The sequence below is a fragment of the Aeromonas sp. ASNIH8 genome (genome assembly GCF_002919855.1).
GTDB classification, from domain to species: Bacteria; Pseudomonadota; Gammaproteobacteria; order Enterobacterales; family Aeromonadaceae; genus Aeromonas; species Aeromonas caviae.
In genome coordinates this window covers 1-16,063 of record NZ_PQLN01000044.1, presented here as the reverse complement: position 1 = coordinate 16,063, position 16,063 = coordinate 1, and the positions used below count along the sequence as shown (strand labels likewise).

The 16,063-nt window shown below is 64.0% G+C and carries 11 protein-coding genes and 1 pseudogene; 2 read left to right on the top strand and 10 right to left on the bottom strand.

Going from position 1 to position 16,063, the window contains the following annotated elements:
• Nucleotides 1–22 precede the first annotated feature (22 nt).
• On the top strand, nt 23–2,644 hold the full coding sequence (topA, locus tag C3418_RS12795; protein WP_010673895.1) for a type I DNA topoisomerase: 2,622 nt from the start codon (nt 23–25) through the stop codon (nt 2,642–2,644).
• Between the two features lie 115 nt (nt 2,645–2,759).
• Nucleotides 2,760–2,930: a hypothetical protein gene (locus tag C3418_RS24405; protein ID WP_164882955.1), complete on the top strand. Its 171-nt coding sequence runs from the start codon at nt 2,760–2,762 to the stop codon at nt 2,928–2,930.
• A gap of 83 nt (nt 2,931–3,013) precedes the next feature.
• Here C3418_RS24405 and C3418_RS12790 read toward each other — a convergent pair whose 3' ends face one another.
• The 10 genes and pseudogenes from C3418_RS12790 to C3418_RS12745 form a co-directional block, all read right to left on the bottom strand.
• On the bottom strand, nt 3,014–3,364 hold the full coding sequence (locus C3418_RS12790; protein ID WP_010673897.1) for an MGMT family protein: 351 nt from the start codon (nt 3,362–3,364) through the stop codon (nt 3,014–3,016).
• Nucleotides 3,365–3,430: 66 nt separating this feature from the next.
• Nucleotides 3,431–4,984 carry a PAS domain-containing methyl-accepting chemotaxis protein gene (locus tag C3418_RS12785; protein ID WP_010673898.1) on the bottom strand — a complete coding sequence of 518 codons (1,554 nt, stop codon included), beginning with the start codon at nt 4,982–4,984 and terminating at the stop codon, nt 3,431–3,433.
• 192 nt (nt 4,985–5,176) lie between these two features.
• A pseudogene (locus tag C3418_RS12780) lies at nt 5,177–7,034 on the bottom strand (beta-N-acetylhexosaminidase).
• A 67-nt stretch (nt 7,035–7,101) separates the two neighbouring features.
• On the bottom strand, nt 7,102–7,974 hold the full coding sequence (locus C3418_RS12775; RefSeq protein WP_010673900.1) for a BadF/BadG/BcrA/BcrD ATPase family protein: 873 nt from the start codon (nt 7,972–7,974) through the stop codon (nt 7,102–7,104).
• Nucleotides 7,975–8,078: 104 nt separating this feature from the next.
• Nucleotides 8,079–9,806 carry a glycoside hydrolase family 9 protein gene (locus C3418_RS12770; protein ID WP_010673901.1) on the bottom strand — a complete coding sequence of 576 codons (1,728 nt, stop codon included), beginning with the start codon at nt 9,804–9,806 and terminating at the stop codon, nt 8,079–8,081.
• 107 nt (nt 9,807–9,913) lie between these two features.
• Complete coding sequence (locus C3418_RS12765; protein WP_010673902.1) at nt 9,914–10,912, bottom strand: ABC transporter ATP-binding protein; 999 nt, start codon at nt 10,910–10,912, stop codon at nt 9,914–9,916.
• Nucleotides 10,913–10,923: 11 nt separating this feature from the next.
• On the bottom strand, nt 10,924–11,946 hold the full coding sequence (locus C3418_RS12760; protein ID WP_010673903.1) for an ABC transporter ATP-binding protein: 1,023 nt from the start codon (nt 11,944–11,946) through the stop codon (nt 10,924–10,926).
• Nucleotides 11,943–12,848: an ABC transporter permease gene (locus tag C3418_RS12755; protein WP_010673904.1), complete on the bottom strand. Its 906-nt coding sequence runs from the start codon at nt 12,846–12,848 to the stop codon at nt 11,943–11,945. Before C3418_RS12755 ends, C3418_RS12760 begins: the two co-directional genes overlap by 4 nt.
• Before the next feature lies 1 nt (nt 12,849).
• Nucleotides 12,850–13,833: an ABC transporter permease gene (locus C3418_RS12750; protein ID WP_010673905.1), complete on the bottom strand. Its 984-nt coding sequence runs from the start codon at nt 13,831–13,833 to the stop codon at nt 12,850–12,852.
• 117 nt (nt 13,834–13,950) lie between these two features.
• Nucleotides 13,951–15,633 carry an ABC transporter substrate-binding protein gene (locus C3418_RS12745; protein ID WP_010673906.1) on the bottom strand — a complete coding sequence of 561 codons (1,683 nt, stop codon included), beginning with the start codon at nt 15,631–15,633 and terminating at the stop codon, nt 13,951–13,953.
• Nucleotides 15,634–16,063: the final 430 nt, after the last annotated feature.

Sequence of the window (16,063 nt, the reverse complement as noted above, 5' to 3'; positions counted from 1 at the left end):
CAATGAGGATAATAGTTACAGCATGGGCAAATCACTGGTCATCGTGGAGTCTCCGGCCAAGGCCAAGACCATCAACAAATATTTGGGCAAGGACTACGTGGTGAAATCCAGCGTAGGCCACGTGCGCGATCTGCCGACCAGCGGCAGCGCCAGCACCGAGCCCAAAAAACCTGTCATTCGCGGCATCAAGCTCAGCGAATCCGAGAAGGCGGCCAAGGATCGCAACGCCCTGTTCTCAAGGATGGGCATCAACCCGACCGCAGGCTGGCAGGCCAACTACCAGATTTTGCCCGGCAAGGAAAAAGTGGTCAGCGAGTTGCAAAGTCTGGCCGCCAAGGCTGACACCATCTATCTCGCAACCGACTTGGATAGAGAGGGGGAAGCGATCGCCTGGCACCTGCGCGAGATCATCGGTGGCGACGACAGCCGCTACAAGCGCGTGGTGTTCAACGAGATCACCAAGAGCGCCATCCAGGAGGCGTTCGCCCAGCCGTCCGAGTTGAACATTCATCGCGTCAACGCCCAGCAGGCCCGTCGTTTCCTCGACCGGGTGGTGGGCTACATGGTCTCCCCGCTCTTGTGGAAGAAGCTGGCCCGCGGCCTCTCCGCCGGTCGGGTGCAATCCGTCGCGGTGCGCCTCATCGTCGACAAGGAGCGCGAGATCAAGGCGTTCGTGCCGGTGGAGTTCTGGGATCTCAACGCCGACCTGCTCACCGCCGAGAAGAGCGAGCTGCGCATGGAGGTGGTCAGCCGCAACGGAGCCGACTTCAAGCCGGTGACCCAGGCCGAGACCTTCGCCGCCGTGGCGGCCCTGGAAGGGGTCGACTACAAGGTGGTGAACCGGGAAGACAAGCCGACCGGCTCCAAGCCGTCCGCTCCCTTTATCACGTCCACCCTGCAGCAGGCGGCTTCTACCCGTCTGAGCTTCGGGGTCAAGAAGACCATGATGATGGCCCAGCGTCTCTATGAAGCGGGTTACATCACTTATATGCGTACCGACTCCACCAACCTCAGCAAAGAGGCGGTGGACGCGGTGCGGGAATACATCGGCGAGCAGTATGGTGCCGCCTACCTGCCGAGCGAGCCGAACCTCTACGGCGCCAAGGCCAATGCCCAGGAGGCCCACGAGGCGATCCGCCCTTCCAGCGTCCAGGTGACTGCCGAGATGCTGGAAGGGATGGAGCCCGATGCCATGCGGCTCTATGACCTCATCTGGCGCCAGTTTGTCGCCTGCCAGATGACCCCGGCCCAGTACGACTCCTCCACCCTGACCGTCAAGGCAGGGGAGTTCGAGCTCAAGGCCCGTGGCCGCACCCTGCGCTTCGCCGGCTGGACCAAGGCCCTGCCGCCCATGGGCCGCAAGGGTGAAGACAGCCAGCTGCCGGCGGTGACCGTCGGCGAGGTGCTGAAACTGGTCAAGCTGGATCCGCGCCAGCATTTCACCAAGCCGCCCGCCCGCTTCACCGAAGCGGCCCTGGTACGCGAGCTGGAAAAGCGCGGCATCGGCCGTCCGTCCACCTATGCCTCCATCATCTCCACCATCGTCGACCGTGGGTATGTGCGGGTCGAGAGCCGCCGCTTCTTCGCCGAGAAGATGGGGGAAATCGTCACCGACCGCCTGGTGGAGAACTTCGTCGAGCTGATGAACTACGAGTTCACCGCCAAGATGGAAGACAAGCTCGACGGCATCGCCGAGGGGAGCCTGGAGTGGAAGAAGGTGCTCGACGCCTTCTACGCCGAGTTCACCCAGGAGCTGGAGCAGGCCGACAAGCCCCACGAAGAGGGAGGCATGCGTGCCAACCAGATGGTGCTGACCGACATCGACTGCCCGGATTGTGGCCGCAAGATGGGTATCCGTACCGCCACCACCGGCGTCTTCCTCGGCTGCTCCGGCTATGCCCTGCCGCCCAAGGAGCGCTGCAAGAAGACCATCAACCTGGTCAGTGCGGACGAGTTCGTCTCCGCCACCGACGGGGACGAGGCGGAAACCGATGCGCTGCGTGCCAAGCATCGCTGCGGGATCTGCGGCACCGCCATGGACGCCTACATCATCGACGACAGCCGCAAGCTGCACGTCTGCGGTCGCAACCCGGATTGCGATGGCTACGAGGTGGAGCAGGGGCAGTTCAAGCTCAAGGGCTACGAAGGGCCGAGCATCGAGTGCGATCGCTGCGGCTCCGAGATGCAGCTCAAGAACGGCCGTTTCGGCAAATACATGGGTTGCACCAACGAGAGCTGCAAGAACACCCGCAAGATCCTGAAAAATGGCGACATTGCACCGCCGAAAGAGGATCCGGTACCCCTGCCCGAGCTGAAATGCACCCAGTCCGACGCCCACTTCGTGCTGCGGGACGGCGCCGCCGGCCTCTTCCTGGCCGCCAGCAACTTCCCCAAATCCCGCGAGACCCGTGCGCCCCTGGTGGAGGAGCTCAAGCGCTTCCGCGATCGCCTCTCTCCCAAGCACCAGTACCTGGCGGACGCCCCGGCGTCAGATCCTGACGGAAACGCCTCCGTGGTGCGCTTCAGCCGCAAGACCAAGGAGCAGTACGTGATGACCGAGGTCAACGGCAAGGCGACCGGCTGGACAGCCCATTACGACAACGGAAAATGGCAGGAGAGCCTGCCCAAGGCGAAGAAAGCCTGATGGCGACGCCGCTCACAGCATGATGAAAGAGGCCCCTTGCGAGGGGCCTCTTTGTTGGTGGATGGCGATATACTGGAATGGCTGCATGGATGGCAGCGCAAGACAGGGAGTTGTCATGGAGATACATGAAATACGGCCGGGCATGACCTGCCTGACCCGTGAAGGGACGGCCTATGTGCTGGAGGTGGACAGACAGAGTCTGCTGGTGCTCTTGCAACGGGAGGATGAGACCATCCCGGTACAGGTGCGCAGCGATGACATTCTGGGGCCCATTGCCGGCGACTAGGGAAGAGAACGTGACGGAGGGCGACCACAGAGGCCCTCCCTTTGTTGCAAGAGCCCCCATCCCTTCGGGACGTGCCAGCCTCGTCAGAAGGGAACCAGAAAGAGCAGCTCGGCCAGGTCGGGCTGCCACTGCCACTCCCGCATCCTGACCCGCCCGCCAATCACGGGCACCCCCTCCTCCTGCAGCAGCCCCGCTTGCTTATCAAAGCCTGCGGATCCTTTTGGCAGCGAAATGGTGCCTGCCGCCCCCAGCACCCGATGCCAGGGCAGCACCTTGTCGGTTTCCCGCAACACCTTGCCCACCAGTCGTGCCCGTCCGGGCAGGCCCGCGAGATCCGCCACCTGGCCGTAGCTCACCACACGGCCGGGGGGGATCAGGGCCAGGATCGCCTCGATGCGGGCCGTCTTGTCCAGGGGGGTCGCGTTCGTTCTCATGATGATGGCTCGTCAAAAACAGCAGAAGCGCCATTGTGGCGCTTCTGTCATGGGGCTTGCAATCTGTCAGCCGAAGGTCTGGCTCAGTCCCCTGAGCTCGCGGGCCCGCCTGAGCAGCTCCTGGCTGGAGTCGTCCACCGCCTGGATCTTCTGGCTGTTGGCGCGGGAGTATTCGGAGATCTGGTGGATGTTGCGGCTGATCTCCTCCACCACCACCTGCTGCTGCTCCGCGGCGGCGGCGATCTGGGTGGAGAATTCGGTCACCTGATCGATTTCCCCCAGCACCAGGTGCAGGTTGCCTGATCCCTGGCGGGTCATCTCGACACATTCCCGGGTCTGGGCCAGGTTGTCCTGCATCATGCCCTGCCAGCGCTCCAGGGTGTGCTGGATCTGGCTGATGCTGCCCTGGATCTGCTCGGTCGCCTTGTGGGTTCGGGTCGACAGGGTGCGCACCTCGTCCGCCACCACCGCAAAGCCGCGCCCTTGCTCGCCAGCACGGGCGGCTTCGATGGCGGCGTTGAGGGCCAGCAGGTTGGTCTGCTCGGCGATGCCCTGGATTTCACCCATCACGCTGCCAATGCGCTCCGACTCGCTGGCGAGCTCCACCGCGGAGTGGAAGGCCTGCTCCGCCTGGCTGGCCAGCCTGGTCATCTGCTGCTGGGTCTGATCCAGCTGTTCCACCGTGCTCTGGCAACTGCTGCGCGCCTCGGTCACCTGGCCGTTGGTGTCCTGGATGTTGCGGGCAATCTCGTGGGCGGTGCTGGCCATCTGGGTCATGGCGGCCGCCATCTGCTGGGTCTGGGCATCCTGCTCGTTGATGTCGAGGAAGGCGCGGTGTGAGGAGTCTTGCAGATCGGTTGCCAGGGCCTGAAGCGGATGGGTGGCATCGTCGACCCGCCCCAGCACGGTGCGGATCCGGGCTTGCAGCATCTTCAGGTGAAAATCGGCGATGGCACCCGGGGCATCCCCCGAATAGACCAGCCGGGTCAGGCTGTCATATTGCTGACCGAGCTGCCTGAGATAGCGGGGCAGGGCGATGAGCTCGCGCCAGTAGGCGCCCGCGATGGCGAGGGGGGGGAGCAGCATCAGCAGCGCGGTGAGGGGGCCCTGGGTGAGGGCGGCCCAGACCAGCAGCGCCAGCAGCGGCAGGCCGAGCATCAGCGGCCTGAAACGGCGCAGCGAGGGGCGGGCCGGGGTGCCCCGTTGCTCGGCCGAAAGCAGGGCCTGATAGGCCTGGGCGGCAGCCTGCTTGAGCTGGGGGTCGGGCTTGCAGCGCACCGACTGGTAGCCGCTTATCTTGCCGTGCTCGTAGATGGGGGTGACGTAGGCGTCGACCCAGTAATAGCGGCCATCCTTGCAGCGGTTTTTCACCACTCCCCGCCAGGGGTTGCCCTCCTTGAGGCGATCCCAGAGATCGGCGAAGGCGGCCTTGGGCATGTCGGGGTGGCGAACCAGGTTGTGGTTGTGGCCGACCAGTTCATCGACCTGGTAACCGGCGATGCGGCAGAAGGCGGGGTTGGCGTAGGTAATGACGCCGCGCAGATCCGTGGTGGAGACGAGTTGCACGTCGGCGGGAAATTCCACTTCACTGTCCACGACCTGGGCGTGTTTGCGGGCCATAAGGGTAAGCTCCGATCTGTTTGCTGATTGTTATTGTGGCGGAACCGCAGGGAGATGCATCCCCTGTCTGGTTTCATCGGGGGCCTTATTTTGCCAACAAAGGCAGATGAAAAGTAGGGGCTAGGTTGGGTTTTTGTTGTCGATGGGTAAAAAAACGGCGACCAAAAGGTCGCCGAAAAGAAAAAGATAACACTACCTCTGTGGCACCCGGTAACGCACTTGCAACTGGTCGAGGATGTGCAGCTGGCCGGGCAGACGGGCGACGAAGTGCTCCCACACCTTGCGGGCGGGAGTGCTCCAGGCCACCTCTGCCGTGGCCAGCATGCGCGGGAACAACATGTAGTCGAGACGATCGCGAGAGGTGATCAGTTCCGACCACAAGGGGCTCAGCACCCCCAGGATGTTATCGTTGGCATGGAAATCGGCCGGGGCAGGATCGCATGCATGCACCTGCGCCAGGTTGAGGGTACCCGCCCAGTAGAGTCCCGGCTCGTGGATGTCCTGACTCCAGGCGAGATCCAGATAGAGGTGCTGGGCAGGCGCCATCACCACGGGGTAACCGGATGCGGCGGCGTCCAGGCCGGCCTGGAAGCTGGTCCAGGCGAAGACGGTGGCCTCCCGGCTCACCTTGTCACCGTGCAGTATCTCTTCCCACCCCAGCATCTGTTTGCCCTTGCCAGCCAGGTAGTGCTGGCAGTGGCGCAGCAGGTGGCCCTGCAGCTCGCGGCAATCCTGATACCCTTGCTCGGCCATCAGCTGCTGGCAGGCGGGACTGTCGGTCCAGACGCCGGTGGGCACTTCGTCCCCCCCCCATGTGAACCTGACTCCCGGGGAAGAGATCGCACACCTCGTCCATCACGGCGTCCAGGAACCGGTAGGTGCCGGGCAGGGCCGGGTTGAGCACGTTGTCGTCGAAATATTGCACCGAGAGGTAGCGGGAGCGGTCTGCCTCTTCCACCAGCAGCTCGGGCAGCGCCTTGATGGCGGCGTGACAGTGCCCCGGGATGTCTATTTCCGGAATGATGGTGATGCCAAGCCCGGCGGCGTAGGCGACCAGCTCGCGCACCTCGCTCTGGGTGTAGTAACCGCCATAAGGGTCGGGGCCGCCGCTCAGCTGGGGCCCCACCGCCAGGCCATGGCCGCGCCAGGCACCCACGGCGGTCAGCTGGGGGAAGGCCTTGATCTCAAGGCGCCACCCCTCGTCATCGGTGAGGTGCCAGTGGAAGCGGTTGAACTTGTAGAGGCTCATCTGCTTGAGCAGGCGCTTGAGGGTGGCGATGGAGTGGAAGTGGCGGGCACAGTCGAGGAAGATGCCGCGAAAACCGAAGCGCGGTGCATCCCGCACCGTCAGGCAGGGCAGGCTCTCTCCGTGTTGCAGCGCCCACTGGGCCAGGCTCACCAGCCCGTGTCGCCAGCCCGCCTCGCCGGCGGCCCGGATGACGATCTCCTCAGGGGTGATGGTGAGCTCATACCCCTCGGGGGGAAGTGTCGCCTCGACGAGGTGGATCTCCGCATCGTGATCCTGGGTCAGGGCCAGGCCTGTCAGCTCGTTGAAATGGGCTAGCAGGGAGGCGAGGGGAACGGGGCCGTCGACGTGGGCCCGCTCGGCCAGCCGGAAGTTGCCTTCTGTATAAATCAGGTGGGCGGGCTGGGGCACGAGGCCATTGACGGCCTCCACCTGTGGCAGGTCGGGGCCCGGGGAGGGCGGGTTGGTCAGGCCAAGGTCTTCCCCCTCCAGCACCAGGGGTTGCAGCTGTCCCTTGCTCTCCAGGCTCAGGAAGAAACCCTTGGGCATATCGGAGTCATGCTTGAGCGGGGTGTTGCGACAACAGAAGAGCAGCTCGCTCACCCCCTCATGGGGCACCATGACCTTGTAACTGCCGCTCTGACGCTCCAGGGTGCCCCCTTCGATCGAGTGGGGATCGATCTGGCGGGCGAGGCAGAAGTGGAGTTTCCAGGGGGCTGCTGGCAGTTGGCTCAGGGTGAAGCGAAACCAGACATCGTCACCGTCACGGTGATCGACCCGGGTGTGGATCAGGGGTGCGGACATGGGAATTCCTCTGATGGGGTGAAGGAAACGGGAACCTGTCCCGCAGGTGTTGTCGGCCCGGCCAGGCTCAGGGATGCAGACATGGCAGCGCCTCCGTCCTGGCAAACAGGATGGCCCCCTCCAGCGCGTCGCGCTTGGGGGCGACCAGATGGAAGTGGCCCAGACGGGGGGCGAGGCGCGTGCCGATGCCGCCCAGCAGGGCGATCCGGTCTGCCCCGAGCTGGGTCATGCCCTCCAGCAGCATGCCGAGCTGGGCACAGGTCTCATCCAGCAGGGCGGTGGCGAGATCGTCCCCGTCGCTCGCGGCATCGAACACCCAGGGGGCGAAGCGGCCATAGTCGGCCGGGATGGCGCGCGCAGCCCAGCGCACCACCTCGGCCTGATCCCGCTTGAAGTGATCCATCAGGCGCACCGCCAGGGTGCTGGGGGGCAGGATGCCGTCGTGGCAGAGCAGGGATTGCTGGATGGCGCGCAGCCCGAGCCAGGCGCCGCTGCCGAGATCCGAGACGGGGAATCCGCGACCCGAGCAGGTGCGAAGGCGTCCCTCCCGGTAGATGAGCCCCGCCGAGCCGGTGCCCGCGATCAGGATGGCCCCCTCCTGGCCGTCGAAGGCGCCGAGGCAGGCACCAAAGGCATCGGAGGTGAGCTTCACCCGCGCAAACGGGAAGGGCATGGTCAGCATGGCGTGGTAGCAGTCGGCGAGCTCGGCGGAGGCGAGTGCGAGCCCGACTCCCATCCGCTGTTCGCTCTCCCTGGGCAGACCCGCGTCGATGCGGGCCTGATCGATGGCAGCCAGCACATGGCCGTGGGCGAGGGCGATGCCCAGCTCCAGATTGGAGCCGGCGGCGCGCCCCTCGCCGAGCAGCTTGCCTGCGTTGTTGCGAATGCGGGCCCGGGTGTGGGTGCCGCCGCCGTCCACCCCGACCCAGAACTCAATCATGGGGGCCTCCCTGCGCGCTTTGCCAGGTGATGGCCAGGGTAAACCTGGCTGGCGGTATGGAGGATCCAGGGCTCTCCCCGGTGCCAGTGATGTGTGAACCGCTCTCAATCATGGTGGCCTCCTTGTGCGCTCTGCCAGGTGATGGCCAGGGCGAACCAGGCGGCGTGCGGGATCCATTGCTCCCCCCAGCGCCAGTTCTGATCCAGCCGATCCTTGTACGCCTCTGGAATAAAGGCCACGTCATTTTCGTCATTGAAGCCGGCGGTGATGCCGTTGCAGATCCCCCCCTGTGCATTGGGGTAGCCGGCGGTGTATTCCGGGTTGTTGATGCCCTGACCCGCCAGCATGCAGGCGTTGAAGGGGTTTTTCCCCAGGATCCAGTCGAGCTGCTGCTGGCCGAAGGTGCGCAGCAGTGCGCTCTGCCCGGGCAGGTGCTGTGCGGCAGCAAACGCCATGGTGGCGAGCGATGCCAGCCGGGCGTTCTCCCCCTGCCACCAGTAACCCGACTCGTTGTGATGGGGCATAAAGAAGCTCACCCGGGGCGCCTCATCGACCCCTTTCACATACTGGCGGGCGAGGGCGAAGGGATTGCCTGCCCGGGCCGCGAGGGCCAGCTCGGCCGCCAGGGCCTGCTCGGCGACGGTCCGGGCCGCCCACTGGCGCGCCGGATCCGGCTCGATGGCGAGATACTCCAGCAGCGCCAGCACCGGCAGGCCCGCCTCGGCGGCGTGGTAGTAGGGGCGAGAGCCATCGTCGTTGGCGGCCCAATGGTGGCCGAGATCGGGGTGGGCGCGCTGGCGGGCGCACAGCCGGCCGGCCCGATCCCGCGCCTCGGCGAGCCACTCGGCGCCCAGCGTTCTGGTGAGCTCGACCGCCGCCAGCAGGGCGCAGTAGTCGTCGATGATGTTCTCGACCCCGTCGTCCAGGTAGGCGAGGTTGTGCTCGCGCAGGTGCAGGTAGCCGCGTCTGGCCGCGTCGGCGTACTGGCTTGTGTCAAGGTCGCCGCCACTCGGTTCCCGGGCGGCGCGGGCAAGGGCGGCGATGGCCATGCCACCCCCCTGGCGAAAGCCCGCCTGCCAGTGGGCGGACTTGATCCCCTGCTGGGTCGAATAGGCGCACAGCTCCCGCTGCTCGGGATCCTTGCTCCACTTGTCGAACAGGGTCATGTAGAAAAAGCCGCTCTCGTCCTGCATCCGGCAGAGAAAATCTGCCCCGTGCAGCCCCTCGTCATTGAGCCGTTTACACAGGTTCATCCCGTCGATATCGCGACGTGTCGCCAGGAGTTCCCTGCACTTGAGCAGGGACCAGACCACCATGGGGGTCTGCTGGGGATTGAGGTAGTTGGCGTAGGATAGGTGACTCAGGTACTTGCTCATGTCGCCGCTGGCGTCGAACCAGCCGCCATGTACGTCCCGGCGCTGATCGGTGCCAAAGAGGCGTGCCCTGCGGTCCGCCCGGTCGAAGGTGCCGCTGGCGCGTTGTCCCTTGAAGTAGTGGATGACATCGGAGAGGCAGCGGCGCGCCAGCAGCCCCCGGTCGATGGCAAAGGGGGTGGAGCGCACCAGGCGCTCCTGCGCTTCCGTGGTCACGACGGCCTCCAGCCGGTAGTGGCCGGGCTCGGTGAAGGCGGAGAAATCGGCCCGCCAGTAGTGGCGCCCCTGCCAGCCGGGGACGCATCCCGCCGCCACCAGCGGCGTCTCCAGCAAAAGGTGGTCGTCCTGCTGGCGCAGCAACCTGACGTGGCCGCGGATATCGAGGTCGGCGCCGCACTGCAGCAGGGCGCTCTTCTCCCCGTGACATTCGTAACCCACCTGGTTGATCAAAAGTTCCATCAAGGTCTTACTCCGAAGGCTCGCCCCTGGCGGGCGAGGCTCATTGCGGGGCCTTGCGGCCCCGACGCGAGGCATGGCCGGGCGACGGCGCACGGCCGCGGGCCTGCTTACCCCTGTTCGTGGAGGTAGCAGCGCACGAAGTGGTTGTCGGCGAGCCGGGTCACCGGGGGCAGGCTCTCCTTGCAGCGGGGCATGGCCTGATGGCAGCGCCCGGCAAAGGGACAGCCACGGGATTCCGGGGTCCAGAGCGGGATCTCCCCCTTGCGGCCTCCCTCCAGCTCGGCGTGGATGCTCTTCTCGGGATCCGGCACCGCCGAGATGAGCAACTGGGTGTAGGGGTGCTGGGGGTGGTGCAGGATCTCGTCCACCTCTCCCCACTCCACCATGTGACCCACGTACATCACCGCCAGATCTTCCGCCACGTAGCGGGCGGTGGCGATGTCGTGGGTGATGTAGAGCATGGAGATGCCGAGCTCGTTCTTCATCTGCTCCATCAGGTTGAGGATGCCGATGCGAATGGAGACGTCGAGCATGGAGGTGGGCTCGTCCGCTAGCACCACTTCCGCCTCCACCGCCAGGTTGCGGGCGATGTTGACCCGCTGGCGCTGGCCGCCGGAGAGCTGGTGTGGGTACTTGGCCGCGGTCGCCTTGGCGGGAGTCAGCCCCACCTTTTCAAGGAGGCCATAGACCATGTCGGGCAGATCCCGCTTGTCACTCACCTTGCTGTGCAGCAGCAGGGGGCGGGCGATGTGGTGGTAGATGGTGTGGGTCGGATTCAGTGAACCGAACGGATCCTGCCACACCATCTGCACGCTCTGGCGATAGTCCAGCAGGGCGGTGCCCTTGTTGAACTCCTCGAGGTCGCGGCCACGGTAGAGGATGCGGCCGTTGGAGAGCTTGTACATCTTGGCGATGATCTTGGCGATGGTGCTCTTGCCGGAGCCGGATTCCCCCACCACTGCCAGGGCGCGGCCCCGGTGCAGGTTGAAGGTGATGTCGGACAGCGCCCGCATCTTGCCGCTCTTGATGGCGTTGGAGTTGACGGCGAAGTCCTTGTAAAGGTGCTGGACCTCGATGATGGGCGCGTCGGTTTGGGCGATTTGCATGACAGACATCCTTAACAGCCTGCGGCCTTGTCCAGATGGATCGGAAGATCCGGTTGTTCCTCTGCTGCCTCATGAAGGTGGCAGGCAGCCTGTTGGCCGGGCCGGATCTCGGCCAGCCGGGTGTATTCCTGGCGGCAGCGCTCGTGCACCTTGGCGCAGCGTGCCTGAAAGCGGCAGCCCACCGGCACCTCCAGCAGATTGAGTGGGCTGCCAGGGATCCCCTCCAGCACGGTCTTGGGCCCTTGCAGGGGGGGGAAGGAGTTGCCAAGGCCCCGGGTGTAGGGGTGCAGGGGCGCGGTCAGGATCGCTTTGGCCGGCGCCACCTCCACCAGTTCCCCCGCGTACATGATGCCGATGCGATCGCAAAATTCGACCATCAAGGAGAGGTCATGGGTAATGAAGAGGATGGAGAAGTTGAACTTCTCTTTCAGTGCATAGACCTTCTGCAGGATCTCCCGCTGCACCACCACATCGAGCGCCGTAGTGGGTTCGTCCATGATGAGCAGCTCGGGGTTGAGGGCCATGGCGATGGCGATCACCAGCCGCTGGCGCATGCCGCCGGAGAACTGGTGCGGGTAGTCCTTGAGCCGGCTCGGGTGGATGTCGACGATCTCCAGCAGCTCCTGGGCGCGCTTGATCGCCTCATAGCGGGTCATGCCGGGGTTGTGGGCCAAGAGCACGTCGCAGAACTGCTCCTCCATGCGCAGCACGGGGTTGAGCGCATTCATGGCGGACTGGAACACCACGCTCGCCTGGCGCCAGCGGTAGCTGCGCAACCGCTCGTCATCGAAGCCGAGGATGTTCTCTCCCTTGAACAGGATCTCGCCGCCGCTGATGTAGGCGGGCGGCTTGTGCAGCCTGGCCACAGAGAAGGCGACCGTGGACTTGCCGCAGCCGGACTCGCCGGCGAGGCCGAACACCTCACCCGGCATGATGTCAAAGCTGACCGAATTGACGGCGCGCACGTCGCCGCTCTCGGTGATGTAGTCGACGCAGAGCTGGCGCACCGACAGCAGGGGTTGTTGCATGGTCATGCTGTCTTCTCCTGAGCAGTGATGGGAGTGGCAAGCTGCTTCCAGCGACGCAGGCCCTTGTGGGAACGAAGCTGCGGGTTGGCAATTTCGTCGATGGCGAAGTTGAGCATGGCGAGGCCCGCCCCCAGGGTGGCGATGGCGAAGCAGGGGGCCAGGATCTCCCACCAGGCGCCCACCAGGATGGCGCTCGAGGTCTGGGCGTTGTAGAGCATGATGCCCCAGCTGACCACGGTCGGGTCGCCGAGCCCCAGGAACTCCAGGGTCGCCTCGGTGACGATGGCGTAGATGATGGACCCGATGAAGCTCACCCCGATGATGGAGATGAGGTTCGGCAGTATCTCCACCAGGATGATGCGCCAGGCCGGTTCACCCAGCACCTCGGCGGCGATGACGAACTCCTTTTCCCGCAGGGCCAGGGTCTGGGCGCGGATGACCCGGGCACCATAGGCCCAGGAGGTCAACCCTATGATGAGGGCGATCACCATGGGGGAGGCCTCTCCGATGAAGCTTGCCAGCACCAGCAACAGGGGGAGGTTCGGGATCACCAGCACCACGTTCATCAGGAAGGTGAGGCACTCGTCCACCACGCCGCCGAAGTAGCCGGCGGTGATGCCCACCGTGATGGCCAGGGCGCACACCAGCAGGCCTGCCCCGAAGCCCACCATCAGGGAGATGCGGGCGCCGTTGGTGAACTGGGCCCAGAGATCGTGGCCCATGCGGTTGGAACCCATCACCAGCTCCACGCTGGGGGGCTGGTGGGGGCGGGCGACCCGCTTGGTGGGTTCGTTGCTGGCGAGCAGCGGGGCGAACAGGGCCATCAGCACGAAGGTGACCACGATGGCGAGGCCGAAGGCGGCCTTCTTGTTGCCCAGCAGGATTTTCAAGATAGTCGGCATACGCATCTTATTTGCCTCCTGTACGCAGACGGGGATCCAGGAAGACGTAGAGCACGTCCGCCAGGAAATTGAAGCTGAGCATGGTGATGGTCATGATGAGCAGTTGCCCCTGGATGAGGGGGTAGTCACGTGCCAGGATGCCCTGATAGAGGGTCAGTCCCAGACCGGGGTAGTTGAAGATTACCTCGGTGATGAGGGATCCGCCGATGACGAAACCGAGCGCCATGGAGAGGGCGGTGACGCTGGGCAGCACGGCGTTGCGGGCGCCGTAGTTGAAGATCACCCGGTTGCTGGAGAGCCCCTTGGCCTTGGCCATGGTGATGTAGTCCTCGCCCAGGAGGTTGATCATGTTGTTGCGCATGGTGATGAGAAAGCCCCCTACCTGCACCGCGGCCAGGGTGCCCACCGGCATGATGGCGTGCAGCAGGATGCTCTTGATGTGTTCCCAGCCAAAATCGGCGGGGATCTCGGGGCTGTAGGCGTAGCCGATGGGCAGCCAGCCGAGGCTCACGCCGAACAGGAAGAGGGCGAGCAGGGAGACCACCACGGGGGGGATGGCCTGCATCACCAGGGTGAGCGGGGAGAGGATGCTGTCCATGCGTCCGCCCCGGTACCAGGCGGCGAAGATGCCGACGATGGAGCCGATGGAGAAGCTCAGAATGGTGGAGGTGCCCACCAGAAACAGGGTCCAGCCGATGGCGCGGCCGAGGACGTCGGCAACCGGTTGGGGGTAGTAGCGCACCGAGGTGCCGAGATCCCAGGTGAAGACGCTCTTCACATAGGTGAGAAACTGGGTGCCGATGGGGCCGTCCACGAAACCGAAGGTGGCTTTGAGGGCTTCCAGCGCGGCGGGTTCCATCATGGCGCCGGCCCGGGCAAACATGACGGAGACGGGGTCCCCCGGCATGGCTCTGGGTAGCAGGAAGTTGATGGTGGCGGCCACCAGGAAGGCGACCAGATAGAAGGAGAAGCGTCTAAGTATAAATCCCATGGTGATACCTTTTACTGCAAGCCTGCCCCGCGCCGGGCAAAGCTCCCCCAACCCCGGCAGGTGCGGGGGATGGAAGACATGGCGGGGAAGAGGGCCCCCCGCAGGGGGCCGGGGTGATTAGCTGTTTGGCTTGAGTGACAGCACGTGCAGCAGACGCTCCGGGGTGTCCGGGTGAACCTGCGGCTTGGCGACCGGGTTGTCGGCACTGAACCAGCCGTTGAAGCGCTTGGTGCTGTATTCGTACCAGGTCGGGTTGTTGAACACCGGGATGATGGTCTGGTTGGCCCCGACACGCTCCTGGATGGCGAACATGATCTCCTTCTGCTTGGCCGCATCGGCGGTCTGGGTGAAGTCGTCGATCAGCTTGTCGAGTTCGGGATCCTTGTAGCGGGGCGCCGCGAAGCGGTTGCCGCGCTCACCCATGTTGCGGGAGTGGAAGGCGGTCTCGAAGTACTTGTGCGGGTTGGCACCGGCAAAGTAACCCTGCAGGGCGACGTCGAAGTCACCGGTGATCAGGGACTCGGTCCAGACGGTGGCTTCCGGGGTGGCGGTCTTGGCGTTCAGGCCCAGGGCCTGCAGGCCTTCGACCCCGATCTGGACGGTGTTGACCCAGTCGGTCCAGCCGTTCGGTACCAGCACCTTGAACTCGATCTTCTTGCAGCTCGGGGTGTCGAGGAACTTGTCGCCGTCACAGTCCTTGTAGCCCGCCTGTTTCAGCAGGGCCTTGGCCCCTTCCAGGTCGAACTTGTTGTACTTGCCGTACTTCTTCTCGACGTCCGGGTTGTCCCAGGAGGCGAATGCCTTGCCAAGCCCTGACGGGTACTCGTTGACGGTGGGGTAGCCGTAGCCCGCGATGTCCACCATGGACTGGCGGTCCATGGCCATGGAGAAGGCGCGGCGGAAGTTGATGTCGTTGAAGGCTTCGTGGTTGCCCGGGTTCTTGCTCTGGAAGTTGACGTTGAACGCCACTGTGCCGGAGGCGGGGAACCAATACTTGTTGTTCTTGGGATCGTTGCCGACGTAGAGACGCTCGATGTCCGGCACGAAGGAGCCGAACCAATCCACGTCACCCTTCATCACGGCGGCCAGTACCTGGTCGTTGGTGGCCATCTGCGGCATGCGCAGGCAGTCGATGGAGAGGCTGGCGTTGTCCCAGTAGTGCGGGTTGCGGCACTGGGTGTAGAGCTGGGCGGAGAAGTTGTCCACTTCGGTGAAGGGACCGGTCCCGACCGGCTTGTCGTTGGTGAAGGCCACCGGGTCTTTCACCGACTTCCACTGGTGTTCCGGCACGATGGGCACCAGCACCAAGTCGTTCACCACGTTGGTGTTGATCTCGGCCAGGTCGAATTTGACCTTGTGGTCACCCAGCTTCTCGACACCCTTGATCTGGGTCCAGATGGAGCGCTCGTCCAGCGCCTTGTTGGCCTTGACCAGGTTGAAGGAGAAGAGGATGTCGTCGGCGGTGAAGGCTTCACCATCGGACCACTTGACCCCTTCGCGCAGGTCGAAGGTGACGGATTTCAGATCATCGCTGAAGGCGTAGTGGGTGGCCAGACGATAGACGGGTTTGCCACCCTGCATATCGTTGAAGATCACCAGCGGCTCATAGATGAAGTGACGGGTGGTGTGGAGCAGACCCGCTTGCAGGAAGGGGTTGAAGTTCTTGACCCATGCGGTTTCCTGCTGGGCAACCAGTGTCAGCACCGTCTTGTTGTCGGCGGCCATGGCTGTGCCGGTGGCACCGGCAAGCAGAGTTCCCAGCATGACTGAGGTTGCGATTTTGGATACTTTGGCAAGCATATTTTTTCCTTTCTTATTGGTCTTCCATGGTTTTGGAATGGAGCACCGACATCGCATGCTTGGATACCGGCCCTCGCTGTTGGTCAGGTTTTGCACCCTTGTAGTTGTGTCGTCCAACGCCCTTAGAAAAGCAGAATTAACAGGAAAACAACAACCCTTCATTTCGTCGATATCGTAAAAATTGCACGGCGTACGTCATTATCGTCAAAATGCATTTTAAATCCTTTTAAATTATAAAGTTGCGTTAATTCTCACAAAGTAAAAAGTCTCCTTGCCACTCCCTGTGGCAACGATAATGTGAGCTGGATCGTGCTCGTTTTTTCCCCGTTGACACGGCTTATTTTTGTGCAGGAAACAAGCGGCTCATGTGGCAGGAGAGAAGTGTGCGCTGGTTCACGGGCGCGTGCGAAAAGAGGGAGGGGAGGGAGAC